The following is a 24,446-nucleotide window of genomic DNA, read 5'->3' as shown; positions in this document are numbered from 1 at the left end:
TCGGGTCAGTGGGCCGCTCGGAGCCGGGTGACGGCTCGGAGCGGTCGGACTCAGGTCAGCGGATCGCCTCGGCGATGGGGGTCTGCCCGTCGTAGAAGTTCACGGTCTCGCGCACCGCAGCGGACTCGGCGATGACGTGGGTGATGACGTCGGCGACGAGGTCGCGTGAGGTCACCCGCACATCGTCGGCCGGCGTCTGCCCATCGACGTCACCGCTCGAATCGGCGATGAGGACCTTCCCGCTGGAGGGCTCGAGGGTCAGACCGCCGGGTCCGAGGATCGTGAAGTCCAACGAGCTGGCTCGCAGGTGCTCATCGGCACCGTGCTTGGCCTGCACGTAGGGGTAGAACGAGCTCTCCGGGTCGACGCGGTCCGAGTCGACGGAGGCGCTGGCGTAGGAGACCATGACGAAGCGTTTGACCCCGGCCTGTTCGGCGGCGTCGATGGATCGCTTGGCTGATTCGAGGTCGACGGCCCTCGTCCGCTCCGGGCTGCCGCCGCCGGCTCCGGCGGAGAACACGACAGCCTGGGCTCCTGCGAACAGGTCGGCGAGCACCTGGGTGTCGGCGGTTTCGATGTCGAGGACGACCGGGTTGGCCCCAGCGGCTTCGACATCGGATGACTGGTCGGGGTTGCGGATCACCGAGTCTACGGCGAAGCCTGCGGCCTTGAGCTTGGGCGCGGCCAGAAGTGCGATCTTTCCATGGCCGCCGAGTATGACGACACGAGCTGAATCAGACATATCTTCCTCTGCTGTTGGTGATAGTCGTATCACGCACAGCGATGATTCGGCCGCGATTATTCCCGTCGCCAGAACTCACCATGCGAAGAGCCGAGACTTCAGCGCCGGAAGAGCCGTGAGAAGAGCCCCTTCCGAGCAGGCTCGGCACCTTCGGCCGGTGCAGGTTCACCATCGCTGCCGACCAACCCGGCCGAGGCTCGCGTGTAGGCGGTGCCGGCGAGGGCGAAGAGGTCGGTGTCCGCATCCATACCTGCCACCGCGGGCAGCAGTTGGATGAGCAGGTCCCCGTCGATCTCGACAGCTCCGGCGTCCGTGCCGTCTCGATCGACGGCGCCGTCAGCGCTCGCGTCCGCGCTTTCGTCCTCATCAGGTTCGGCGGGGAAGACGAAGTCCGATTCGCCTGGGACTGCCTGACCCTCGTCGATCCTGATCTCGCCGTCGTCCTCACACAGGTGCCGCACCACATGACCGTCGTCGACGATGAGGAAGTCGCTGAATCCCACACTCGACACGACGGCCGCGGACACGATCCGTCCCGGCAGGGTGATTGCCTCGTCGTCGATCGCTTCGGCGAGCGCATCGGATCCATCGACGATGATCGTGCAACCGTCGGCTCTGACCACGCAGGCACGGTCTTCGGCCGGGGTCAGCAGGACCGCCTCGGCGGTCAGCTCTTCCACTGTGGACTGCAGGTCGATCCCAGCGAGGTCGGCGTCGGTCAGCGTCGTATCGGCGATGAGAATGTTGGCATTGAGACCCATGGAATCGAGCGTATCGACCACGACCGCGCGGCGGCGCCGGGCCGATCGGATTGTGTCCGAATGCTCAGGTTGGTCACGGTGCCCGGTACTCTGATGCTTATGCCCGAGGACTATTCGCCTGCCGCCGTCGTGCGTCGGCTCGACCGTGGACAGCAGGTCGTCATCCCTTCCTCGAATCGTTCAGTCGTCTTCGTTCTGCTCCTCGCGCTCGTCATCGGTATCGGCCTGCTCGCTTTCTTCCTCTTCATCGTCACTGACACGATCCAAGACGGACGCAGCCCGTGGCTGATCATCATCAACCTGCGCATGTGGGCGTTGGTCATCGGCATCGTCGGGTGCCTCGTCGTCGCACCGATCGGTCTGTTCGTGCGAATGCGCAGGCGCGAAGCCCTCGTCCTCTCCCCCGTCGGCGTCGCGTTGGCACGGCGCGATCAGGTACTGCCCGGCACGCTGCTGCCGTGGCAGAATATCGAAGCGATCGTGTTCGAAAAGGCGGCACGCCGTGGCCCCAGGGCCGCGGCGTATATCCTCACCGAGGAGGCGACCCGTCGACGACTCGGGCGCGGGCATCATCCGCGGTTACTCGTCAGGAATGGTTTTGTCCTCAGTCCCCGTCGACTCTTCCCGGTCCTGAAAGCCGCACATGCCCGTTTCGCACCGCGCCTTCATGGCCCCCGATAGGCCCGCACATGCGGGTGCCTTACCGTTGACATCATGATCCGACTCCTCCTCGCCCGAACCATCTGGACGTTCAGCAAGTGGAAGCTCGTCACCGAGCCCGCCCCGAATCGTCCGACGATCCTCATCGGGGCACCCCACACCTCCAATTGGGACTTCGTCGTGATGCTCGCGATCGCGTGGCGCCTTCGTGTCGATGTCCATTGGCTGGGCAAGCATTCCCTCTTCACCGGATGGCGTGGGCCGATCATGCGCGGACTCGGCGGGATACCCGTCGACCGGTCGGCTCCGGCCAAGATCGTCGACGAGGTCGTCGGCCGCATGCGTGAAGGGGAGGTCTTCGCTCTCGTCATCACTCCAGACGGAACCCGCGGTGGGCACACTCACTGGAAATCGGGGTTCCATCGCATCGCCCGTCAGACGGGCCTTCCTGTCACCTTGGGCTACGTGGACTCGGCCACTCACACCACAGGCCTGGGTCCGACCTTGGAGATGACCGATGACCTGGTCAGCGACATGGATCGGATCCGCGAGTTCTATGCCGACAAGCACGGCATCCGGCCGCACCTGCAGATCACGCCGAGGCTGCGCGAAGAAGCCGCCCCCGGTGACGATCGCAAAGGCGAGGCGGGGCAGAGCTGAGATGGACGGTGATCTGCGGGTCCCCGCCGGACCGGGGATCCCTGCCGGGCTGGTCGTCCCCGCCGCCGAACTGTCAGAACAGTTCTCCCGGTCATCGGGACCCGGAGGCCAGCACGTCAACACCTCTGACTCCCGAGTGCAGCTGAGCCTCGACCTGGCTGCGGCGACCTTCCTCACCGAACCTCAGCGCGAGCGGGTGCTCAGCCGGTTGGCACCGCGCCTGTCCGGCACTGTGGTCACCGTGACCTCGGAGAAGCAGCGGTCGCAGCTGAAGAACCGGCAGGACGCGCGGATGCGGCTGGCGCAGCTGTTGCGGGAGGCGTTGGCTCCGCCGGTGCAGAGGCGAGCCACGAAGCCGTCCCGAAATTCCCGGCGCCGCAGAGTGCGCTCCGAACAGCGGCGGTCGGAGATCAAACGCAACCGCCGCCGGCCCCGTCTCGACTGATCCCCGGTGGTGACAGAGATGGTCGCGAAGAGCACAATGGGCGACATGAACAGCATTGAGATTCTCACCGACCTGTCTCAGCGCCCCCTCCAAGCGGCGCAGGCGCTGCCCGACCTCTCCCCCGAGGAACTCAACAGCCACCTCGGCGGGCATCCGAACTCTATCGCCTGGCTGCTGTGGCACAGCGGCCGCGAGATCGACGTGCAGCTTTCGGACCTCACCGGCCGTCCTCAGCGGTGGGAGGACTTCCGCGACCGTTTCGACCTCGGCGAGATCGGGGATGGGTTCGGGCTCGGGCACACCCCGGAACAGGCAGCCGAGATCCGCGTCGACGATCAGCAGCTGCTCGTCGCCTATCTCAACGCTACATTGAACGCGTTCACCGAGTACCTGGAGACGCTGTCGGAGGACGACTTCGACGAGATCATCGATGAGAACTGGACGCCGGCAGTCACTCGCGGCGTCCGCATGGTCTCGATCATCGATGATGCGATTCAGCACGTCGCGCAGGCGGCGTTCATCGCCGGCGCTCCGGCCTGACCTCCGACGTCGGCTGTCCTGATCTCCAACGCCGCGCCGGCCTGTTCTCCAACGCCGATCAGGGGCGGCTGAAGTCCCTGACCTCGCCGAGGCTGTCCATCCCGGCCGCTCGATAGGTGGCGACGGCGGCGGTGTTCGATGACGGGGTGGCCACGTTGACACTCGACGCTCCCATCGACCGCAGTGCGCTTGCAGCACCGAGCGCCATTTCCGTGCCATACCCGTGGCCGCGGTGGTCACCATGAACTCCGAGAGGTTCGATGATGCCGGGGCGACCGTGTCCAGCGGACCAGACGGTGGTGGCGCCGACGGCAGCACCGTCCGTGGAATAGCCGACGAGACACCGAGCCTGTTGGTAGGCGTGTCCTGCAGCCATCAGCTGCCATCGCTCAGCGGTCAGTGATGCGCCGGGGAATGCGGCGGATTCGACGCTGACCCGGTCAGCGATGCCATCCGCTTCGACAGTCTCGAACCTCAACGAGGTCGGCGGGACAGAATCTGACAGTGCGCGGTGCAGGACGGTCCAGGGTTCGTCGGGTGTCCATCGCGCCTGGGTGAGGGTGTGCTGCAACTCGGCCCCGAAGCGAGCCTCGACGATTCCTGTCCCCGGTGGGAGGAGATCGGACAGCGTGGTCTCGAGATCCGTCACGACCGCCTCGGCGAGGGTTTCATCCGAGGCATGGTCAGGCGAGATCGCCATACGGATGAGTTCGGATTCGTCGAGGAATCCGACGGCTGCGATCTCGCCGTCGCGCGTCCACACCCGCAGTCCCGAGGCGAGCGCTTGCGAGCCGAAGCGCTGATACCAACCGAGGTCGCCTGGATGGACTTGGACGGGCAGCCCCTCGCGCTGCCAGGACGCGACAGCATCGATGATGTTCGACAGGTCCTCGGCAGACGGAATCATCATGGTGGGTCAGCCTCGATCTTTAACCTGCGACGACGCGGGTTGCGAAACCAACAATCTCCGCTTCCGCCTCGGCGCGAGTCGTCGATTCGTTGTGGACTTCGTGCCGGACTCCTGAGAAGACTCGTGTGCGCACGTCGGCGTGACCGGTCTCGCGCAGCCTGTTGGCCACGTGGTAAGCGCCTTCGCCGTAGTTCGCAACCGGATCCTGGTCACCCGCGAGGATGAGCACCGGCAGATCGTTTGAGATCGTCGCATACCAGGAATCGGCATTGGCTTCGTCGTAGATGTCGACGAATCCCTGCAGGAATCGCGCACTCATCGGGGCACCGAAGTTGTTGAACGGGTCACGGCCGTGATCGGCGACGACCGCTTCGTCGAGGGCAACCCATGCGGTGGGTCCTGCATCGGGACCACAGCGGTCGAGGAACCCGTCGAAGAGCTGTCCCACCAGATGGTCTGCGGCAGGTTCCGCACGATGGTCGCCAGCGGCCGCCTCGGCGAGTTCAGCGCGGTCAATGGTCTGTTCGATTCCCATCATCTGCGCGGCGATTCCGCACAGCGCCAGCCCGGTGAGTTCGGTTTCAGGGCGGGATGCCATGGACCGGGCGATCATCGACCCCCAGCTGTGGCCGAAGACGATATAGGGCAGTCCGGGCAGGATCTCACGCGCCTTCGCCTGCAGAGTCAGCTCGTCGTCGACGACGACGCGCGCGGCCTCGTCTCCAGCGTCGGCCCAGACGCCCGACTCCATGGCAGTGCGCCCGTGCCCTGCGTGGTCACTGGCGACGACGGCGAAGCCGGCATCGAGCAAGGTGCTGATGAGGTGGAGGTAGCGGCGGGAATGTTCGCCGAGGCCGTGGATGATCTGCACGATGCCGTTTGGCGCCGTCGTGGGAGTGTGGAGCCACGCGTTGATCGTGTCGCGATCGTTGCTCGAGGGGAACGTGATTTCATGCAGGGCCAAGGCCGGACTCCTTTGTCATTTTCGCTGCCGGCCCCGTGATTTCGGTGCGGGCAGAACAATCGCTGAGATGCAGATGATGCAGATACTGTACCGCGGATCTCAGGCATCGACTCCGTGCAGACGGGCGTGCAGATTCCGCACCTGGGTGCTCAATTCCGGATCGGGTCCGGCGACTTCGATTCCCGGGGCGACGTCCTGAACGGGCAGCGGCAGCACGGGACCGGGGGCCAGACCCCAGTCCTTGTGCCAGGCGCTCAGCTGCTGGCTGCTGCTGGCGTAGACGATGCGGCCGAGGCCCACCCACGCGTGCGCCGCTGAGCACATCGGGCAGTGTTCGCCGGAGGTGAAGACGACGGTTTCGGCTCGCTGCTGGGGTGTGAGATGGTCGGCTGCCCAGCGAGCGATTTCGAATTCGGGGTGACGGGTGTGGTCGCCGCCGGCCACCCGGTTGCGGTCGGCGAAGAGTTCACGACCGTCGGCGTCGACGAGCACGGACCCGAATGGTTCGTCTCCGGCATCAAGGGCTTCGCGAGCCAGGTCGACGCACCGGGTGAGGAATCTGCGGTCATCATCATTGAGATCAGTTTGAGGTTCCATGCTCCTCATCCAATCACAGCGGGCATATCCTTGATCCATGCCGTTCGAAGCCGTGTCATTCACCGAGGTCTCCACCGAAGGTCTCGAGTCCTCCCCCGTCGCCGAGGCGCTGGCGGGCCTACGTGCCAACGAGGCACGGTACTTCTCCGATAAGTACAAGCACACGTTCACCGTGGCCCCGGCTGCTGAAGCACAGGACGTTCTGGACTGGGTCGAGGAGATCCTCGTGTCCGAACGCGAGATCGTTCCGACCTCGCCCGCGCTCGAAATCAGCATCAACGATATCGACGGCATCTACTGGGTGCACGTCTTATATCAGTCCGGTCTGGCGATCAACGTACTGTGGACCCTGGCCGACGATGGCAAGCGCGCCGTCGGTTTCAAACTCTCGGAGGGCATGGACGTGCCGCCCGAACTGTCGGCGTTCAAGTTCGCCCGTCCGAAGTCGAAACTGGCCGGGGAGATCCGGGGATCTTTCTTCAAGATCAAGGGAGACCCCCTCCCGTAGCATCACGCCACGCAATAGCTGAAGCCGCGAGCGACCCTTTGGCAGGTGGTCGTTCGCGGCCTCAGCTCATCGGGTTCAGTCCTTTTCAGGTTCAGTCTCTGAGGAGGTACTTCAGGGTTTCGACCACCTGATCGGTCGTCTGGCACCAGGCTTGGGCTTCAGCGTCGACCTCTTTGAGCGGATGAATGATGTCGGCATCGTGGAGGGTCACATAGGGTGTGCCGAGTGCTGCGCAGTAGCCGGCGTCGAAGGCGGCGTTCCACTGCTTGTACTTGTCGCCGAAGCGCACGACGACCATATCGGCCTTTGCGATCAGGGTGCGGGTGCGGATGGCATTGACCTTTGACGACTGGTGGTCGCGCCAGAAGGAGCTGTCGTTCTCGCCGAGGTGGTCACCGGCGGCATCGCTGGCGGGATGGTCCGTCACCGGGGCGGTGAAATCGATATCCAGGCCGGCCGCCTCGGCGCCGCGCTTGATCTCATCGCGCCACTCGGTGTGGATCTCACCGGACAGGTAGACAGAGAAACTCATGTCGATCACTCCTCAAACTTACGGCAGATGGGACTGCTTTCCCTTCAAGCACCACCATAGCCAATCGGAACTCAGACGCTCAGCGCTGACCGCGCGGCCGAGCCCCGGACACAGACTTCGCACGAAGTGACGGCTGCGGGCTCAGCCCCGGCGATCGTCACCGTCAGGAGGTTGCCGTCCTGACGATCTCGGCGATGCGCTTCTCGGCGACCTCGTCAATAGTCTCGAAGTACCATGCGGCGGGCATCAGCGATCCGTCGGAACCACCGGCTGGGGTGAGTTCGACCTTTTCCGTGAGGGCCAGGTTGACCCGCTCGTCATTGCGCAGTGTCACCAGTGCAGGAGTGCTCGCGAACAGAGCATAGGCCGGCATGCCGTACCAGATCCGCGGCTTGAGACTGGGGCGACGGTCACGATGATCTCGTGCGCTCGCTGCATGAGCGATCGTTCCGGTTCGTCCATCTTCGTGATTTTGTCGGTCACCTGGGACAGGTTCTTCTTATCTTTGGTCGTCATATCATGTCCTTACGTCAGCCGGTGTGTCGCACCGGCGGTTGAAGACGGCGCAAGAATGCGCCGCACCCCATCTGGACATGTTCCGGGCAGACCGGAGCTCTCCGCAATGATTCAGGCTTAGGTACCTGGAAGTGCTGGCAACCGTACGTGCTGCCGGTTTCCACGATACTTGCATCCACGCCTCCCCACCAGGACAGCCGAGATCCACAACAGACGTGTGGCTAGCGAAGTTGCTCGGATAAGTAGGCCTCCGCGATGCTCAGGTGTCCCTGGCTGCCGATTGAGTTCTTCGCCTTCTGCGTGTACGCATGATTGGCGAGGGGAACTTTTACGGTCTTGACGTCGACTCCGCGGCTTCGGGCCGATTCGGCCCATGAAAGCTGGTCGGTTGGGGTGATCACGTCATCGCGCATCGCTGTCATCATAAGCATCGGCGGCGCGGGTGCTTTCAGATGCGTGACGGAATCGGCCACTGAGTAGCGGTCCGGATATTCCTTTGGTGTGCCACCCGTGTAGCTGGTCGCGAATAGGCGCGTGCCGGATCCCGCACCTGGCCCGGTGGGGGCGTTCTCGTAGAGACCTGTCACGTCGAATGCGGGGTAGTCGGCAATGACCGCCGCCGGAACCGGAACCTTCCCACCGCAGGACGATTCGGCGTCACCTTGCGCTGCGGCACCGGCGGTATTGGCGACCATGTTGCTGCCCGAACTCTCGCCCCAGAACGCAAGGCGATCGGTATCTGCACCGATCGTGTCTGCGTGGGTCTGAATCCAGCTTGCCGCACAGGCCACCTGCGACGGTGCGCTCTGCCAGGTTGCGTTATCCAGGGTGGCGAGTTCGTATTCGACCGATACGACCAGGTAGCCGTGATCAGCGAGTTCACGGAGTTCTGAACTCGCTGCGTTCGGGTCGCCTGCGATCCAACCGCCTCCGTGGACGTACATGATCGTCGGGGCTGAACCCTTCGCTCTCTCAGGTTCGTAGATCGATACGGAGAGGTCATCGCCTGAGCTGGATTTGTCGTACACTTCCTTGCGATCAGGCGATGCCGAGTCGATCGCCGAGAGCCCGAACGTCGCAGTGAACAAGTTCACCGAACCACCGGCCGAGGTGATGGCGACGAGGAGCACAATGACGACCGCCAGATTCGCGATCGTGCTCACCACTCCGAATCCTGTCATTGCAGCTCCGGTCCATCGACGGCCTCGGCGCAGCCAGACGATTCCGAACCCAAGCACAATCGCTCCGACCACAGTTGCCATCGGCGCAATCGTCGGCGCAAACCGGGCCGCAGCGGAACTGACCGGGCCAAGCCCGGGAATGAGCGATGCCAGGCCGTTGACGACAGCGATCGCACCGAACACGAGCGCGAGGAGGACGCCCGTTGCCCGAACTGTATTGGCCGCGCGTTGGGGCACCGCGGGCTGTGACGAACGCTTGCTGACTGTCACCTTCGGTCCTCGCTTTCCGACCTGTCGGGTTGAGATTCCCGCTGCAGCAGATCTCATCGTGGCGGTCACCTCCTGACGCCAGGGGCCACTTTAACGCAGTCCGATTCTCACAACCCAGATGAATCGGCCTGCGCCCACGGCCGTGGGAGGGCAGCCGAGGTCAGCAGAGAATCCCTGCACTGAGTCAGCCTCATCGATGTCGCGAGGCTAGTCGGGCACGCTGGACGATCGGCAGATCCCACCGAGCTGGAATGCTGTTCGGCGGTCATTGTCGGCTCGAGGCGGTCGGCCCCCGTGTTTGAGGACGAGAGCATTGTCGCGGGCAAGTGATTGGAAGTCTTCTGCTGTGAAGTCGGGGACCAATACGCCGGCGTCGTGCCCCTGAGCGACAAGGCTGTCGTGGAATTCCGTTCCGGTTTGGCACAGGGCCAGCAACTGCTCGGAGCCGCGATACTCCTGGAGGAGAACCCCTGCCGGACGCGGACTCCTTGATCGGCCAAATGGGTCGCACGCGAGGGATCGCGGACACTGACGCCGATCTGCCAAGGCGGAATCCGCTTCAGAAGACGGTCGAACCATTTGAGGGCCCGATCGACCTGACGCTGCCCGAGCCGGTCACCCTCGCGGACTTCGCCGCTTCCGCGTCCGAAATCGGCGGACGCCGAATCGAGCGCGTGGTCGTGGACGACGAAAAATGGGTGGCCGACGCCGACACGGTCACCGTCCACTAGACGTCGAATCTGAGTTTCACCCATGAGACGTCCGACGAGGGTGCCGCTTCAACGTCGGAGTGAAATCCCATCGCTTCCAGCTCTCGAGCCCTGACGCATTCGGCCAGGGCCGGAGTCAGACGTGGCCTCGCTGCCTCGACTAGGTCGGCGGCAGCTGAGGCTACAGGACTCATCGCCTCGCGGATGCCGCGATCTGCAACCCCAGAGAGCACGGCCCCTGCACCGAGGTGGTCTTCAAGCGAGGGGCGCGGCGAGTCGTCGGCCTGCCACCACTCACCAGCTGCCATACCCGCCACCGATCCCGCACGCACTGTTCGATCCGCGCCTTGACGTGGAGACCAAGCGAAGACTAGCCGTACGGCTATTCGAAAACCCACTCGCCGGAACCATCGAGTTCTCTCGGTTGAACATCGGCCGGAACTCGGTCAGATCAGCTGACGCGGGATCCTGACGGGCGACGACATCGATCGTGCGAGGCGTCATCAGTTGATCTTCCACCGCGGATCGACTAGCCCGACTCCGGTGCTCCTCAAACATGCCACAGCAGAGCGTCTGCCGCACAGCGGCGTCGGCGGCCTTTGCCGAGGGAGCGCTGACGAACTGACGATCTCGTGGGTCGAGGGAACCGCCTCGGCGCTGCCCTCGGTCAAGGCCGGTCGAGCAGCGCAATGCCGAAACCGCCGACGACGGCCCGCACTTCGTCGAGGTAGCGCTGCGCCTGTTCGGTCAGCGGGATCCCGGAATGACCGATCCAGCCGATCTCGATGCGTTCCTCGACCTCGAGTGGAATCGCGACAATGGCCGGATCGAGATCGTCGCTGATGATGCCCGTCGAGATGGTGTAGCCGTCGAGTCCGATCATCAGGTTGAAGATGGTCGCACGGTCAGAAACCCGGATCTCCTGCTTGCTCGACAGGGTGGAGAGAATCTCCTCGGCGAAGGAGAACGAGTTGTTCGCCCCCTGGTCGAAAGTGAGCCGCGGCAGGGCGGCGAGATCGTCAAGGGTGACGCGGCGGCGGGAGGCAAGCGGGTTCGTACGAGAGATGAAGATGTGCGGAGAGGCGAGGAAAAGCGGGTGGAACGCAAGCCCGGAGTCTCGCAGCAGTTTGTCGATGACCTTCCTGTTGAAATCGTTGCGGTAGAGGATGCCGAGCTCACTGCGGAGCGTGCGAACGTCTTCGATGATGTCCCAGGTACGCGTCTCTCGCAGTGAGAACTCGTACTCGGCAGCATCGCTGGCCTTGACCATCCGAACGAAAGCATCGACGACGAACGAGTAGTGCTGCGCCGAGACTCCGAGCAGACGCCGTGACGGTGGGCGCCCTAAGTAGTGCTGTTCGAGCAGTTCCACCTGTTCGACGACCTGCCGGGCATAGCCGAGGAACTCCACACCGTCGTCAGTCAAAGTCACCCCGCGGGCGGATCGGATGAGCAGAGCGCGATCCACACGGGTCTCCAGGTCCTTCATCGCGGCAGACATGGTCGGCTGGGAGACATAGAGGAGATCGGCTGCGGCGGTGAACGACCCCTCCGAGGCGACCTCGATGAAGTACTGGAGTTGCAGCAGCGTGATGTTCTTCAGACCTCGAGACATAGTCTAAGGCTATAGGAATCCATAGTTCCCCCGAGTTACCCGATGACCGCCGGGGACGGGCAGGATGGATCACAGATATGCAAACGACCGCAACCGGCCGAACACCCACCGAATTGGACGTCCATGACACCTGAGTTCTCATTCAGCATCACCACGACTCGATTCGACGAGGACTACTCGCCATCGGAGAGCACCCGAGCGACGACGAACTTCGCCAACCTCGCCAGGGGCGAGGACCGTCGGCAGAACCTCCGCACTGCTCTGAGCATCATCCATCGCCGCTTCAACGAACTCGCGTCCTGGGACAATCCCGACCGGGATCGCTATGTCCTCGAACTCGACATCGTCTCCGGAGGACTTCACTTCACCACTGGCGGCCGGGAACAGGAGTTCCCCCTGCTCGAAGTCCTGGATATCCAGATCATCGACAGACAGACCGGAAAACGTCACCCCGGGATCGTGGGGAACAATTTCTCGTCCTTCGTCCGCGATTTCGATTTCAGCGTGCGGCTGCCGGCTGCCAATGAGGCCGCAACCGAGTTCACGGTCCCCGATGACTTCGGTGATCTGCATGGCAAACTATTCCAACACTTCCTCGATTCTGCCGCCTATCGGGAACGGTTCCAGACGGCACCCGTGATCTGCATCAGCGTGTCCACAAGCAAGTCGTATCGTCGGACCGAGCATCACCACCCGATTCTCGGGTTCGAATACCAGCAGGACGATTATTCACTGACCGATGACTACTTCGCGAAGATGGGACTCCAGGTGAGGTATTTCATGCCGCCGGGCAGCGTCGCACCGCTGGCCTTCTATCATCGCGGCGACCTCCTCGGCGACTATTCCGATCTGGCGCTCATCGGCACGATCAGCACGATGGAGACTTTCCAGAAGATCTATCGGCCCGAGATCTACAACGCGAATACCGCCGCCGGAGAGATCTACTGGCCGACGCTGGACCGCCACGACTTCTCGGAGATGCCCGTCACATATGATCGCGTCGAACGCAACCAGCTCGGAATCAGACAGGGAAAGTTCACGGAGAAGTTCTTCGTCAACCCGCACCGAGAGATGCTCGAGCAGTGGGCTTCCGACCGACCCGTCCCAGTCGCATGACCGCAGGAGAAGAAACGATGACGCAGCCGCTGTTGCCCACCTCAATCGTCGGCAGTCTGCCGAAGCCGTCCTGGCTCGCGCAGCCCGAAACCCTCTGGTCCCCCTGGAGCCTGCAGGGCGATGCCTTGGTCGAGGGCAAGCGCGATGCCCTGCGCATCTCAACTCATGAGCAGTCCAACCGCGGCATCGACATCGTCAGCGACGGAGAGCAGACCCGCCAACACTTCGTGACGACGTTCATCGAGCATCTCAGCGGAGTCGATTTCGAGAAGCGCAAGACGGTTCGGATCCGCGATCGCTACGACGCAAGCGTACCCACAGTCGTCAGCGCCGTGAGCCGTGAGAAACCGGTCTTCGTCGACGATGCGAAGTTCCTCCGCCAGCAGACCGATCAGCCGATCAAGTGGGCGCTGCCGGGTCCGATGACGATGATCGACACACTTTATGACGACCACTACAAGAGCCGCGAGAAGCTGGCCTGGGAATTCGCCACGGTCCTCAATCAGGAGGCAAAGGACCTGGAGGCGGCGGGAGTGGATATCATCCAGTTCGACGAGCCCGCATTCAATGTCTTCTTCGAGGAGATGAAAGACTGGGGAGTCGCCGCGCTCGAACGAGCCGCGGAAGGTCTGCGGGCCGAGACCGCAGTGCATATCTGCTACGGCTATGGGATCAAGGCGAACAACGACTGGAAAACGACCCTCGGGTCCGAGTGGCGCCAGTACGAGGAATCCTTCCCCCTCCTACAGCGCTCGAGCCTCGACATCGTCTCGCTCGAATGCCACAACTCCCATGTCCCGATGGACCTCATCGAACTGATCCGCGGCAAGAAGGTCATGCTCGGCGCCATCGACGTGGCAAATGAGACCATCGAGACACCGGAGGAGGTCGCCGCCACTTTGCGCAAGGCACTGAATTTCGCCGACGCGGACAAGCTCATTCCGAGCACGAACTGCGGCATGGCCCCCTTCGCGCGCGACGTCTCCCTCGCGAAGATGAGCGCCTTGAGTGCGGGAACAGCGATCGTCCGCGAGGAGCTGGTTTCGTCAGGGGTCTGACCGCCGCCGCACTCCATCCGCACATGTCCCGAGCCGTCGGGCCTCTGGGCAATGATTCGGGCGTTCTGAGCCCGGGAAGCACAGTGACAGCTCGAGCTGTCGTTGCCACAGTGCCCCAGCCTCTGCCGCGGACGCCGGGCAGAACGGAGAGCGCCCACCTATTAACGCTTGCCTCAGACGTTGAAGCGGAACCTTCGGCAGACCGGATTCCACGACGAGTCGAACGGCTGTGCGATTACGAGAGGTGTGATCGCAGAGATCCTGTCGCGCAGCGTCCGCCGCTCACGACGCAGCTAGTCGATGCGTCGCGGCGGCATTCCGATCGACATGGCGAGCTTGTTCTGCGTGATCCCGAACCCCTCGATGAAGTTCCTCCATCAGGATCTCTCCCGAGTGGATGGGCTCGATCAGATCGCCCTCAGCGTTAGTAGACGAGCTCGACATTGTCTGTAGTTCCATCTCTCCAGACGAAGCAGAGCCGCCACTGCGCGATCAATGCGCTTGTCGTAACTGCTCAGACCCGATGCGGAAGTCGCAGTCGATGCCACCCGCCCCGAATCCGACTTCCTCGAGCAGCTCTCGATCAAGCGCCTCCGCCAAGGTCTCACCCGCCTCGACCCCACCGGAGGGCAGCTCCTCGATCCCGGGGAAGAATTCATCGAGATCGTTGTGCCGGACGATGAGCACGGCTCCGCGATGGTGCACCACGGCCCCGACGACAAACCTCTCGACCTCGTCGGCTTGTGCCTCAACTCGCAATGCCTCCGGCAGCACGATCACGCGACCGCGAGAGGCGTGATCGTCGCGACCTGGTCGCGTAGCCCTCGCCGCTCGATCCGCAGCTCGTAGTGAGATTGCAGGTTCATCCAGAACTCCTCGGACGTCCCGAAGTAGCGCGCCAGACGGATCGCCGTATCAGCGGTGATCCCCCGTTTGCCGTGCACGATCTCGTTGATGCGCCGCGGCGGCACTCCGATCGACACCGCCAGCTTGTTCTGCGTGATCCCGAAGCCCTCGATGAAGTCCTCCATGAGGATCTCTCCAGGGTGGATCGGCTCGATCAGGTCGCCCTCAGTGGTAGTCGACGAGTTCGACATCTTCCGCACCTCCATCTCTCCAGACGAAGCAGAAACGCCACTGCGCGTTCACGCGGATGCTGTGCTGGCCGCGACGATCGCCGACGAGACGCTCCAGGTGGTACCCGGGCGGGATCCGGAGGTCCTCGACGTCCCTCGCGGCATGAATCAGCTCGAGCTTTCGCAGAGTCGCTCGCTGCACGGTCCGGCGTTCGCGCCAGGGGTTGAACAGGACGCGACTACACGTTGAAGCGGAACTCCACCACGTTCCGTAGCCGAATAACCTTTGGTCACGGCGACTCGCGCGGTGGCGAGCGTACGCCGCTCATGATGCGGCATTACACGCCTATCCTGGGCAAGAGGGAGACCACAGGCGCGTGAGGAGGCTCGAGGGAATGTCATCGAGCCCGTCGCAGGGGCGCCGACCTGGACTGCACCCTGCGTTGTCCACGCGTCAGGGGTTCGCGTTGCTTGAAAAGGCCGAGTCAGTGCGCAACCTCCTGCGCGACTCCGTGGAGGCGATCCGGAGCCTTCGCGTCGTCTCCCTGCACGGCGATGGCGTATTCACTCTGGGTAGCATCGGCGTGGAGAAGGCCATGAAGGTCATGCTCGGCTGCAACGAGGTCGAGGCGTCGGGTCTATGGCCTTCCAAGAAGAGGCTGAAGGACGACTGGGGCCATGACATCCAGACGTTAAGTCAGCTGCTCGACACGGCGATCGAACGCGGCCTGGCAAGGACCACTCACACCGGGTACGCGGAGACTCTCGCTACTCGGATCAGCGAGAGCACCGCGCTCCCGCTCCTCTTCGCGACTTTCGCTCGATACGGGAAGTCGGGGCGCTTTCACCACTTGGACGTCCTCGCGACCAACGAGCCCGGCTCGGACGATCCACCGTCCGAGTACTGGGGGCGGGTCGAGTTCCACGTTAGGACGACAGAGCCAGAGTTCGCCGATATCCCCTACGGAGACAACCAGGCGCTGGACGAGTACGAGGCCAGGCTGCGGGGCTACATCGCCGACGAGCTGGAGGCCTGGTGGTTTTGCGTCCACCGCCTCGGCGTCCAGGGCTGCTTCGGTGACCTGGGCAAGAAGATCGGCTGGGAGATCAGGGAGCCAGGGCGTCCCGAACCGCCAATCGTGAGGAGCTAGTCCGACATCACGTCCCCCGGGGTAATCGCAGACGACTGCTAGTAGCACGCCGGCAGCCCAAGTGGACGCCGGGCTTCCTTCGTGCCTGGCGCTTCATAAACTGGCCGCATGGAGAAGGTGCCCGAACATCCGCTCGACGAGGAGGCGATGGACGTTGCCGAGTCCGAGCACGGCTTCGCCCTCGGCTCCCTCGACTTCGGAGGCCTATCGCCCACGGACTTCGAAGAGTTCTGCTTCGACCTCATGGCCAAGAGTGGCTTCTCCAATGTGGACTGGAGGAAGGGGACTCCGCTCGCCGCATCGCCTTCCGACCGTGGCCGAGATATCGTCGCTCGCCGGTCAATGGAGGACCTTGACGGGCACGAGTACGAGGAGCGCTGGTTCGTCGATTGCAAGCACTACAAGCGCGGCGTTCCTCCGGACGCGCTTCAGGGAGCCATCACCTGGGCCAGTGCTGAGCGTCCGTCAGTGCTCCTCTTCATTGCGTCTGGCTATCTCACCAACGGGGCTAAGGATTGGATTGCGGACTACCTGCGCACAAACAACCCGCCCTTCCGGATCCGCATCTGGGAGAAGCCGCAGCTCCTTCGGCTTGTTGAGCAGAACCTAGATCTAGCTTTCAAGCACGATGTAGGGACGAGCACGCTGCGACGGGTGTCAGAGATTCTAAAGGCCGAGTCAACGCTCATGGATCGACTCTGGTATGGGCGCAAACCAGCGGACGAGGACTCGGATCTCTACGATTGGCCCGATGACATCAAGTCTGGAAGGCTCGCAGCAAAGCGCCGAGTCGAGGAGCAGTACGGCGTGGAAGAGCTGGCGAAGGATGTGGAATCGGACTGGGCGTGGGGCTACCTCTCAGGGCGAATCTCCGCTGTTCGCTGGGTGCTAGGGGACGATTGGCACAGCCTCGACAGTTGACGGATCTAGCTGTACTGACCGGGGACGTTGGTCAATCGGGAGATGGGCGGCTGGTAGTCGCAGGCCGTGTGCGGCCGGTGGTGGTTGTACTGGTGGAGCCAGTCAGTGAGTGCGTCGCGACGCTCCTGCTCACTGGTGTAGCAGCGAGCGTAAGCCCATCCGTCGGCCATTGTGCGATGGAAGCGTTCGACCTTGCCGTTGGTTTGCGGCCGGTAGGGGCGGGTCCACTTCGGGGTGATGGACAGCGCCTCGCAGGTGCCGCGCCACAGGTGCGAGCGGTAGGCACCGCCATTGTCTGATAAGACTCGTTCGACAGTGACGCCACGATCGGTGAACCACTCGACCGCACGGTGCAGCACAGCGACCGCAGTGGTGGCGGTCTCGTCGTCGTGGGCCTCGGAGTACGCCACTCGTGAGTGATCGTCGATCACGGTGTGGATGAAGGCGTACCCGAGCTTGGGATCGCGCCACTTGTTCTTCGGCTTGTCGGGGGTGGCGGAACGGTTCTTCTCTCCTTGGCGGCGGCCCACGTAGCGCCAGCCACCGCCATCGGGGATGTTCCCGAACTTCTTCACGTCTACATGGACGAGGGAGCCAGGGTAGCGGTGTTCGTACCGGCGAACTAGCTCGCCAGTGGCGCGGTCGAGGTAAGCAAGTCGGTTCAATCGAGCCGAGCGCAGGATGCGGTGCACGGTCGATGGAGCGACACCGACGCGCACGGCGAGCTGAACCGGTCCTTCTCGCAGCCTCATTCGCAGGCTGATACAGCGCTTCGTGACCGCGAGCGATGTCTTGGTCGGTGAGTTCTTCGGGCGCGAGGACCTGTCCTGCATGGACTCGCCGGACACATAGCGGTCGACCCAACGCTTCACGGTGGGCCACGACACCTGGAACCGGGCTGCGATCTCGCTGATCGGCCATCCTTCGTCGACGACGAGGCGGGCGACCTTGAGTCGGTGGCGAGGTGTGAGAGCGGCGTTCGCGTGCGTCGTCATCGGACCGGCTCCCACTGGAAGCGCCACCGGCCAACGAGAGCAGCGACAGCGAGTACAACGCACAGAAGAAACACCGGAATGATCATGGCGGCTAGTGGGTCGCCGTCCCACGCGTGTTGAGCGGCTTCGACGAACCAACGGACGGGTGAATACTTAACGATCTGCTGAATCGCCGACGGCATCGCCGCCAATGGCGTAAAGGCTCCGGATGTGAGCATGAGCAGGATCATGAGCACGTTCCCTATGCCCGTAGCGGCAGTGGCGGACGGATAGAGCGCAGCAAGCGCGCAACCCACTGCGAGGAAGGTGCTGAGCCCGATGAGGCACACAGCCAGGACACCTGGGACGTGGCTAGGCATGGGCACCCCGAAAACCCCGATCCCAATCGCCAAAGCGGTGAGCATGCCCGCAATACCTACGACGAAGTGCACGGTGAGGCTCGCTGCGATGAAGGTGGAACGACGCAGCGGCGTAAGACTCAGGCGTCGGAGTGCGCCCGTGTCACGAAGGGTCAGCATCGCCACGGGCACCTGGAGGACCCCGGTCATGGCGAGAACAAGAGAGGCGAAGGCGGGCAGGGTCGCATCGAGGAATCCCCGTCCACCGAACTCCGGTCGCGGATCGTTACCGAAGATCACACCCAAGGCCAGCACCAAAACCGGCGCGAAACCGAAAGAGAAGAACAGGCCTACAGGGTCGCGGCGCTGGGAGCGCCATAGGGCTTTGAGAAGGGCTCGATATGCGTTCATGCCGCCTGCTCCTCGGTGGTGATGTGTCGACCGGTGAGGGCCAGAAAGACGTCTTCAAGGCCGGGAGTCGTCGTGCTCATGCTCGTTACGGTGATGCGGTGTGCCGTCAGTGCAGCAAGGACGCCCTGCAGCCCGTCCGCAGCGCCGCGGATGGTCAGTTCCCGTCGCTCTGTTCGAGCGCTGGTCACGCCAGGAACTCCGGTGAGGTCGAACTCTGCGCTAGGCGACGCCGACAGGATGAGCTTCGCCGTGGTGTCACCGGCATGTTGCTGGATGAGGGAAGTCACTGTGTCCAAAGCAATCAACCGGCCGTGGTCGATGATTGCTACGCGGTCGCATAGCCGTTCGGCCTCCTCCATGTAGTGGGTTGTGAGAACGACCGTTGCACCGCCATCGCGGACGTGCTCGACGGTGTCCCACATGTTTCGACGTGACTGAGGATCGAGAGCGGTGGTGAGCTCGTCCAAGAAAGCGAGCCGGGGGCGGTTGATCAACGCGAGGGCGACGAACACTCGTTGACGCTCCCCACCCGAGAGCCTGTCAACGCGGGCGTTGGCCTTGTCCTTGATCCCCAGATCCGTCAACAGTTCGCGCCAAGGCCGCGGGCGCTCGTAGAAGGCGGAGTAGAGCTCGAGGGCGTCCTGCACAGTGAGGCGAGGTGGCAGGGCCGCGCTTTGCAGCTGGACCCCAATTTGCTGAGCCAACGAGTGCTGGTCCCGCACGGGGTCGAAGCCGAGCACCTCGACGCGCCCAGACGAAGGGCGGTCCAGTCCTTCCATGCAGTTCAACAGGGTCGTCTTACCAGCACCATTCGGGCCCACCACCCCGAAGACCTCTCCTTCACGGACCTCGAAGGAGACGTCTTCGAGGGCAGTGAAGCTGCCGAAGTTGCGGCTGACAGCCGCACAGCTCACGACGTTCTTCATTCCTCATCACCCTCTGAGTCCACGGGGGTCTGATGGCCAGGCATCGCCTGCATGACGATCTGATCGAGCGTCTCCTGGCGCATCAAAGCGATCCCTTGGTTCGCGTCAGCGAGGAGGAGCAGGGTGTCGCCCGGGTGGATGTCGAAGAGCTCCCGCGCGCCCTTGGGGATGACGATCTGTCCCTTGGGGCCGACCTTGACTGTCGCGGCGTACTTGCCCGGTGGGGGCGTTTGATCCATGTCCATGCTGACCTCCTGGTTGGTGCCACAAGTATAACAAGTGGCACTAACCAGGAGGTGACCTCACGGCATGTAGTCAATCAACGTGTCCGGTCAGTACATCTAGCTAAACGTGAGGCCTCCTGCGGCGAGATGGCCATATATGTAGGCTCCACCGTCCCGCCCTGTGCCCGTTCCTACATCCCCGATTCAGCGACCATGACGTCACGACCTAATACAGCTAGCAGCCTGAGCGCAGGGACTCCGCGATGCGTAAAGTGGCTCTTCAGAGTTGAGTGTGGGGTGAGGCGTCGAGGCCTCCGGTGATGAGGAGCATTCGGAGGCGATATTGTTCGAAGTTCCGGAAGCCGCGGGCGATGCGGCGGCCGAGTTCGATGATCCCGTTGATGGCCTCTGTGCCGCCGTTGCTCGCGCCAGCGGTGTCGAAGTAGGCAAGGAACGCTGTCCGCCAGCGGCGTAGGGTCTTCCCGAGCCTGGCGATCTCTGGGATCGGGCAGGACGGCAGCGCAGCGATCAGCTGCTCGGCGAGGCGGCGTCCCTGGGCGGGCGTGGGCTGGTGGAACACGTCTCGGAGGTCCTGGGCGCACTGGTAGGCGACCTCGACCGCGACGTGATCGGGGTGGGCCGCGAATGCGCTGGCCAGACGTGTCTGCTGGCGCGGCGTGAGGCGTTCCCGTCCGGCGCGGAGAACATGACGGATCCCGTAGAGGGGGTCGCCCTTGCGGCCTCGGTGGCCGAGGGTCTCCTGCTGGATCCGGCGGCGGACGTCATCGACTGCAGCCCCGGCGAGCTTCACGATGTGGAACGCATCCAGCACGCAGGTGGCGTCCTCGAGTTGGTCATCGATCGCGTTCTTGTAGCCCTGGAACGGGTCCAGCGTCGCGATCGCGACCCGCTTGCGGAACTCGTCGCCGCGCTCGTCGAGCCAGTCTCCGTAGGCCTTGCCGGATCGGCCGGGGACGAGGTCGAGGAGTCTGGCGGTGGGGTGGGTGCCGCGAGTCAACTAAACCGTCAGCAGTCCCCTCTGGCGGTCTTGCGCGACCGAATGGCTGGTTTGCATACGCCCGTACACATTCACGGCCCGGTCGCGTTCACCTCCAGTCATTTGAATCTGTTCAAGGCGTTTCTGAGCGTCGACACTGTTCTCGCCGAGCACGAAGACGCCGGGCATCCGGTTGGACTCGCGCAGTATCTGATCCACAAGGTCTCTGTTGTAGACGTGTACCGCCATATCCGTGCCGTCATGCCACTCCGGCTCCAACTGCAGGGAACCGTAGCCAGCGAACGCTCGACTGATTGTCGTCTTACCGGAACCGTTGGGACCGTAGAAGAAGCTTGCGGGTTTCAGACCGGTGACCGTCAGCGGAGAGCGCCCAAAGCACGTGCCGCCAGTGATCGTCATTTCCCGTAGCATCAGAACACCACGTCCATCGGTCGGCGCTCCTCGCCTTTACCGAGAGCGGTACTGCAGTGCATGTGGAAGCACGGATCGGCGTCATCCATGGCAGCTACCGCCCCGGTTCCTCGTTTCAATCTGCCCCTCCTCGGGTGCTACAAATGTGCTACCAGACGGCGTGTCGCTACGTAGTTTTGTAGCACGAATAAGGCGTCTGACCTGGGGTTTAGACGTTGAAGCGGAACTCCACCACGTTCGGTAGCCGAATAACCTTTGACGTAGATTGACTCCATGAGTGCTGAGCCTCGGCGGGCCGCCGTCTACATGCGGATCTCTCAGGATCGCGAGAACCGTCGCCTGGTGTGGACCGCGACAGGGAGGACGCCGAGGCGCTCATCAAGGCTAGCGGATGGACTCCAGCAGGGGACTACGAGGACAACGACATCTCCGGCAGTGGAGTTCTCCGATGGCGCCATCGCCCCCGCCCTGCTGGGCGAGGATCTGACGGTGGGCCCCACACGACCGCGGCGGGCACGCGCCTGCCGGCCGCGCGGCGGGCAATCGCGGCGGCGCTGGCCGGTGCCAGCGGCGGCCCGAACGGCCCGGACGGCTTCCGGGTCACCGGGCGGCGCCCGCCCCCGCCACCACGAGGTCGATGAGCCTGCGGAGCACCACATCGACGTTCTCGCCGTCGATCCGTCTCTGCCGGGAGCGGTTGAGCTCGGCCAGCACCCCGGCGACGATGAGGCGGGCGCCGGCCGCCGCAGCCGCACCGGGCTCCTCGCCGGCAGTGCCTGTCGCACCGTCCCGCGCCGCTCCGATCGCACCGGAAGCGTCGGCCCGGCCGTCTTGCAGGCGCGCGGCGATCTGCTCTTCGAGCCGATCGACGTGGTTGAGGACCCGCCGGCGATGCGGCATGTCCGCACCGAAGAGGATCTCGCGGGCGACCCACGTCGCAAGCTCGGGCCAGCGCCGCATCGCGGTGACGAGCGGTGAGATCAGCTCCGCGATCCGGTCCGAGGTCTCCCCGCCCGCCGTCGCGGTGCCGGGCGCGGCGAACGCGGAGAGCGAAGGGGTGGTCGTCGCGCGCTCGTGGGCTCCCCAGAGCGCATCGACGACCATCATGAGCAGCTCGACCTTCGTCGCCGCGTACTGGAAGACAGTCCCCTCGGCCACATCCGCCGCGCGCGCGACCTCGCTCATCGAGGTCCGCTCGAAACCGCGCTCCTCGAACAGCGCGCGCGCCGCGGCGAGGATGCGGGCGCGCTTCTCCGCCTTCGCCCGCTCGCGCCTGCCCAGCGCCGCCGACGGCCCCAGTTCCGTGTCATCCCGAGTTTCCATGCGGGCATTGTAGTCGACTCAATTCTGAGTACACTCAATATTGAGGCCGGGTGATCGGCATCCGGCACGCGTCTGGAAGGATGGATCATGCAGCACACGGCAGGTAACTACGAGGCGTTCGCGCGTCCCCGCCCCGCACAGCACGCGCAGGAGACGAAGGCCTACATCGTCGGCAGCGGGCTGGCCGGGCTCGCGGCGGCCGTCTTCCTGATCCGCGACGCCGGGGTCCCCGGTGCCAACGTCACGATCCTCGAGAAGGACGACATCGCCGGTGGTGCGCTCGACGGCCTCGACGTTCCGGAGAAGGGCTTCGTCATCCGCGGCGGCCGGGAGCTGGAGAACCACATGGAGTGCCTGTGGGACATGATGAGCTCCATCCCCTCCCTCGAGCTCGAGGGCGCCTCCGTGCTCGACGAGTTCTACTGGCTCAACAAGGATGACCCCAACTACTCGCTGCGTCGGGCCACCGTGCGCCAGGGCGAGGATGCGGGCCACGAGGGCCGCTTCGACCTGCCGAAGCGGGCCCAGAAGGATCTGCTCAGGATCTTCCTCGCCGAGCGTGCGGAGATGGAGGGCAAGCGCATCGACGAGGTGATGGGCCGCGAGTTCCTCGACTCGCCGTTCTGGATGTACTGGCGGACGATGTTCGCCTTCGAGGAGTGGCACTCCGCGCTCGAGTTCAAGCTCTACCTCCACCGCTTCATCCACCACATCGGCGGGCTGCCCGACTTCACGGCGCTGAAGTTCACGAAGTACAACCAGTACGAGTCCTTCGTCCTGCCGCTCATGCACTACCTCACCGAGCACGGCGTCGTCTTCCGCTCCGGCACCGAGGTCCTCGATGTGGACTTCGCCCACCGCAACGGCGAGATCCGCGCCACCGCGATCCATTGCCGCCGCGACGGCGCCGAGGAGACCATCGAGCTCGGTGAGCACGACCTCGCGCTGATGACGATCGGCTCGCTGGTGGACAACTCCGATGAGGGCGACCACCACACGGCCGCCGTGCTCAACGAGGCCCCGGCCCCGGCCTGGGACCTGTGGAAGCGGATCGCGAAGAAGGACCCGTCGTTCGGGCGCCCGGAGGTCTTCTGCTCCTCGATCGAGGAGACGAAGTGGGAGTCGGCCACCGTCACCACGCTCGATCAGCGCATCCCGGCCTACATCGAGCGCATCGCCCAGCGCGATCCGTTCAGCGGCCGCGTGGTCACCGGCGGCATCGTCACCGCCGAGGACTCCTCCTGGCTGCTGAGCTGGACGGTCAACCGCCAGCCGCACTTCAAGAAGCAGCCGAAGGATCAGATCGTCGTCTGGGTCTACGGCCTGTTCGTCGACGTCGATGGCGACTACGTGAAGAAGCCCCTGTCGCAGTGCACCGGCGAGGAGATCACCCAGGAGTGGCTCTACCACCTGGGAGTGCCCGTGGAGGAGATCCCTGAGCTCGCGGCGACCGGCGCCCGGTGCGTGCCGGTGATGATGCCTTACGTGACGAGCTTCTTCATGCCCCGCCGCGCTGGGGATCGGCCTCGGGTCGTCCCGGAGGGCGCCGAGAACTTCGCGTTCCTCGGGCAGTTCGCGGAGACCGGCCGCGACACGATCTTCACCACCGAGTACTCCGTGCGCACCGGCATGGAGGCCGTCTACGAGCTCCTCGACGTGGAGCGCGGCGTGCCGGAGACCTGGGGCTCCACGTACGACGTGCGCGACCTCCTCGAGGCCTCGGCGCGCATGCGCGACGGCAAGAAGGTGGAGATCCCCGGCCCGGCCGCGCTGCGCAGCTACCTGCGCGACAGGCTCGAGCACGGAGAGATCGGCCAGCTCCTCGAGGAGCACGGCCTCATCTGAGTCCCGCCCACCGCGGGTGCGC

At 64.0% G+C, this 24,446-nt stretch carries 29 protein-coding genes and 2 pseudogenes; 11 read left to right on the top strand and 20 right to left on the bottom strand.

What is annotated here, in order from left to right; genetic code table 11:
• Positions 1-55 precede the first annotated feature (55 nt).
• Positions 56-742, bottom strand: a complete 687-nt coding sequence (locus tag BI49514_RS04900; protein ID WP_101544775.1) for an SDR family oxidoreductase — start codon at positions 740-742, stop codon at positions 56-58.
• 98 nt (positions 743-840) lie between these two features.
• On the bottom strand, positions 841-1,503 hold the full coding sequence (locus BI49514_RS04895) for a hypothetical protein (protein ID WP_145996182.1): 663 nt from the start codon (positions 1,501-1,503) through the stop codon (positions 841-843).
• 99 nt (positions 1,504-1,602) lie between these two features.
• Between BI49514_RS04895 and BI49514_RS04890 the strand changes: the two genes are divergently transcribed.
• From BI49514_RS04890 to BI49514_RS04875, 4 genes are read left to right on the top strand one after another with little or no spacing between them, the layout of a single operon-like run.
• Entirely contained in the window at positions 1,603-2,184 is a 582-nt protein-coding gene (locus BI49514_RS04890) for a hypothetical protein (RefSeq protein ID WP_101544772.1), read from the top strand.
• A gap of 33 nt (positions 2,185-2,217) precedes the next feature.
• Positions 2,218-2,823, top strand: a complete 606-nt coding sequence (locus tag BI49514_RS04885) for a 1-acyl-sn-glycerol-3-phosphate acyltransferase (RefSeq protein ID WP_101544771.1) — start codon at positions 2,218-2,220, stop codon at positions 2,821-2,823.
• Between the two features lies 1 nt (position 2,824).
• Positions 2,825-3,268 carry an alternative ribosome rescue aminoacyl-tRNA hydrolase ArfB gene (gene arfB / locus BI49514_RS04880; protein WP_101544769.1) on the top strand — a complete coding sequence of 148 codons (444 nt, stop codon included), beginning with the start codon at positions 2,825-2,827 and terminating at the stop codon, positions 3,266-3,268.
• Between the two features lie 45 nt (positions 3,269-3,313).
• Positions 3,314-3,808 carry a mycothiol transferase gene (locus BI49514_RS04875; protein WP_101544976.1) on the top strand — a complete coding sequence of 165 codons (495 nt, stop codon included), beginning with the start codon at positions 3,314-3,316 and terminating at the stop codon, positions 3,806-3,808.
• A gap of 58 nt (positions 3,809-3,866) precedes the next feature.
• Here BI49514_RS04875 and BI49514_RS04870 read toward each other — a convergent pair whose 3' ends face one another.
• The 3 genes from BI49514_RS04870 to BI49514_RS04860 all read right to left on the bottom strand — a co-directional run bounded on the left by BI49514_RS04870 (position 3,867) and on the right by BI49514_RS04860 (position 6,279).
• Positions 3,867-4,718 carry a GNAT family N-acetyltransferase gene (locus tag BI49514_RS04870; RefSeq protein ID WP_101544767.1) on the bottom strand — a complete coding sequence of 284 codons (852 nt, stop codon included), beginning with the start codon at positions 4,716-4,718 and terminating at the stop codon, positions 3,867-3,869.
• A gap of 19 nt (positions 4,719-4,737) precedes the next feature.
• A complete protein-coding gene (locus tag BI49514_RS04865) occupies positions 4,738-5,682 on the bottom strand; it encodes an alpha/beta fold hydrolase (RefSeq protein WP_101544765.1) in 945 nt (314 codons plus the stop codon).
• Positions 5,683-5,781: 99 nt separating this feature from the next.
• Positions 5,782-6,279 carry a nucleoside deaminase gene (locus BI49514_RS04860; protein ID WP_101544763.1) on the bottom strand — a complete coding sequence of 166 codons (498 nt, stop codon included), beginning with the start codon at positions 6,277-6,279 and terminating at the stop codon, positions 5,782-5,784.
• Positions 6,280-6,316: 37 nt separating this feature from the next.
• On the opposite strand from BI49514_RS04860, the gene BI49514_RS04855 reads away from it, so the two are divergent.
• Positions 6,317-6,787: a phage tail protein gene (locus tag BI49514_RS04855; RefSeq protein WP_101544761.1), complete on the top strand. Its 471-nt coding sequence runs from the start codon at positions 6,317-6,319 to the stop codon at positions 6,785-6,787.
• Between the two features lie 91 nt (positions 6,788-6,878).
• Here the strand turns inward: BI49514_RS04855 and BI49514_RS04850 are convergent, their stop codons facing one another.
• The 3 genes from BI49514_RS04850 to BI49514_RS04840 form a co-directional block, all read right to left on the bottom strand.
• Entirely contained in the window at positions 6,879-7,319 is a 441-nt protein-coding gene (locus BI49514_RS04850; protein ID WP_101544760.1) for a YtoQ family protein, read from the bottom strand.
• Between the two features lie 163 nt (positions 7,320-7,482).
• Positions 7,483-7,692 carry a hypothetical protein gene (locus BI49514_RS16665; RefSeq protein WP_208634978.1) on the bottom strand — a complete coding sequence of 70 codons (210 nt, stop codon included), beginning with the start codon at positions 7,690-7,692 and terminating at the stop codon, positions 7,483-7,485.
• Between the two features lie 364 nt (positions 7,693-8,056).
• A complete protein-coding gene (locus BI49514_RS04840; protein ID WP_180954354.1) occupies positions 8,057-9,286 on the bottom strand; it encodes an alpha/beta hydrolase in 1,230 nt (409 codons plus the stop codon).
• A 500-nt stretch (positions 9,287-9,786) separates the two neighbouring features.
• On the opposite strand from BI49514_RS04840, the gene BI49514_RS16495 reads away from it, so the two are divergent.
• Positions 9,787-10,017: a hypothetical protein gene (locus BI49514_RS16495; RefSeq protein WP_180954353.1), complete on the top strand. Its 231-nt coding sequence runs from the start codon at positions 9,787-9,789 to the stop codon at positions 10,015-10,017.
• A gap of 646 nt (positions 10,018-10,663) precedes the next feature.
• Here the strand turns inward: BI49514_RS16495 and BI49514_RS04820 are convergent.
• On the bottom strand, positions 10,664-11,611 hold the full coding sequence (locus BI49514_RS04820; RefSeq protein WP_101544755.1) for a LysR family transcriptional regulator: 948 nt from the start codon (positions 11,609-11,611) through the stop codon (positions 10,664-10,666).
• Positions 11,612-11,734: 123 nt separating this feature from the next.
• Here BI49514_RS04820 and BI49514_RS04815 point away from each other — a divergent pair, with 123 nt between their 5' ends.
• Both BI49514_RS04815 and BI49514_RS04810 read left to right on the top strand, forming a co-directional pair.
• The gene (locus tag BI49514_RS04815; protein ID WP_101544753.1) at positions 11,735-12,727 is read left to right on the top strand and encodes a putative oxygenase MesX; all 993 of its coding nucleotides are present in this window, start codon (positions 11,735-11,737) and stop codon (positions 12,725-12,727) included.
• A 17-nt stretch (positions 12,728-12,744) separates the two neighbouring features.
• Positions 12,745-13,785, top strand: coding sequence for a methionine synthase (locus BI49514_RS04810; RefSeq protein WP_101544752.1), 1,041 nt, complete (start codon positions 12,745-12,747; stop codon positions 13,783-13,785).
• A gap of 296 nt (positions 13,786-14,081) precedes the next feature.
• Here BI49514_RS04810 and BI49514_RS17260 read toward each other — a convergent pair.
• The 4 genes and pseudogenes from BI49514_RS17260 to BI49514_RS04790 form a co-directional block, all read right to left on the bottom strand.
• Positions 14,082-14,229: pseudogene (locus BI49514_RS17260) on the bottom strand (helix-turn-helix transcriptional regulator); the annotation flags it as partial.
• 48 nt (positions 14,230-14,277) lie between these two features.
• A complete protein-coding gene (locus tag BI49514_RS04800) occupies positions 14,278-14,544 on the bottom strand; it encodes an NUDIX hydrolase (RefSeq protein ID WP_208634977.1) in 267 nt (88 codons plus the stop codon).
• A 17-nt stretch (positions 14,545-14,561) separates the two neighbouring features.
• Positions 14,562-14,882: a HigA family addiction module antitoxin gene (locus BI49514_RS04795; protein ID WP_101544748.1), complete on the bottom strand. Its 321-nt coding sequence runs from the start codon at positions 14,880-14,882 to the stop codon at positions 14,562-14,564.
• Positions 14,857-15,063 (bottom strand): type II toxin-antitoxin system RelE/ParE family toxin, encoded by a 207-nt coding sequence (locus BI49514_RS04790; RefSeq protein ID WP_244195071.1) that lies wholly within the window; start codon positions 15,061-15,063, stop codon positions 14,857-14,859. The genes BI49514_RS04795 and BI49514_RS04790 overlap by 26 nt, the downstream gene beginning before the upstream one ends.
• 265 nt (positions 15,064-15,328) lie before the next feature.
• Here BI49514_RS04790 and BI49514_RS04785 point away from each other — a divergent pair, with 265 nt between their 5' ends.
• Together BI49514_RS04785 and BI49514_RS04780 are read left to right on the top strand one after the other, a co-directional pair.
• Positions 15,329-16,012: a hypothetical protein gene (locus tag BI49514_RS04785; RefSeq protein WP_145996181.1), complete on the top strand. Its 684-nt coding sequence runs from the start codon at positions 15,329-15,331 to the stop codon at positions 16,010-16,012.
• A gap of 108 nt (positions 16,013-16,120) precedes the next feature.
• Positions 16,121-16,933: a restriction endonuclease gene (locus tag BI49514_RS04780; protein ID WP_208634976.1), complete on the top strand. Its 813-nt coding sequence runs from the start codon at positions 16,121-16,123 to the stop codon at positions 16,931-16,933.
• A 5-nt stretch (positions 16,934-16,938) separates the two neighbouring features.
• Here the strand turns inward: BI49514_RS04780 and BI49514_RS04775 are convergent, their stop codons facing one another.
• From BI49514_RS04775 to BI49514_RS04740, 7 genes and pseudogenes are all read right to left on the bottom strand, one after another.
• Entirely contained in the window at positions 16,939-17,928 is a 990-nt protein-coding gene (locus BI49514_RS04775) for an IS481 family transposase (protein ID WP_101544736.1), read from the bottom strand.
• Positions 17,925-18,677, bottom strand: a complete 753-nt coding sequence (locus tag BI49514_RS04770) for an ABC transporter permease (RefSeq protein ID WP_101544734.1) — start codon at positions 18,675-18,677, stop codon at positions 17,925-17,927. Before BI49514_RS04770 ends, BI49514_RS04775 begins: the two co-directional genes overlap by 4 nt.
• Entirely contained in the window at positions 18,674-19,603 is a 930-nt protein-coding gene (locus BI49514_RS04765; protein WP_101544733.1) for an ABC transporter ATP-binding protein, read from the bottom strand. Before BI49514_RS04765 ends, BI49514_RS04770 begins: the two co-directional genes overlap by 4 nt.
• Positions 19,600-19,848: an AbrB/MazE/SpoVT family DNA-binding domain-containing protein gene (locus tag BI49514_RS04760; protein ID WP_070545069.1), complete on the bottom strand. Its 249-nt coding sequence runs from the start codon at positions 19,846-19,848 to the stop codon at positions 19,600-19,602. Before BI49514_RS04760 ends, BI49514_RS04765 begins: the two co-directional genes overlap by 4 nt.
• Before the next feature lie 259 nt (positions 19,849-20,107).
• A pseudogene (locus tag BI49514_RS04755) lies at positions 20,108-20,827 on the bottom strand (ISL3 family transposase); the annotation flags it as partial.
• A gap of 18 nt (positions 20,828-20,845) precedes the next feature.
• The gene (locus BI49514_RS04750) at positions 20,846-21,244 is read right to left on the bottom strand and encodes an AAA family ATPase (protein WP_167443935.1); all 399 of its coding nucleotides are present in this window, start codon (positions 21,242-21,244) and stop codon (positions 20,846-20,848) included.
• A 612-nt stretch (positions 21,245-21,856) separates the two neighbouring features.
• On the bottom strand, positions 21,857-22,579 hold the full coding sequence (locus BI49514_RS04740; protein WP_101544730.1) for a TetR/AcrR family transcriptional regulator: 723 nt from the start codon (positions 22,577-22,579) through the stop codon (positions 21,857-21,859).
• A gap of 87 nt (positions 22,580-22,666) precedes the next feature.
• Here BI49514_RS04740 and BI49514_RS04735 point away from each other — a divergent pair, with 87 nt between their 5' ends.
• On the top strand, positions 22,667-24,424 hold the full coding sequence (locus tag BI49514_RS04735; RefSeq protein ID WP_101544728.1) for an oleate hydratase: 1,758 nt from the start codon (positions 22,667-22,669) through the stop codon (positions 24,422-24,424).
• The last annotated feature ends 22 nt before the right edge of the window (positions 24,425-24,446 follow it).

Source organism: Brevibacterium iodinum ATCC 49514 (genome assembly GCF_900169265.1).
In the GTDB taxonomy this organism is placed as follows: domain Bacteria; phylum Actinomycetota; class Actinomycetes; order Actinomycetales; family Brevibacteriaceae; genus Brevibacterium; species Brevibacterium iodinum.
This window is presented reverse-complemented; position numbering and strand designations above follow the sequence as displayed.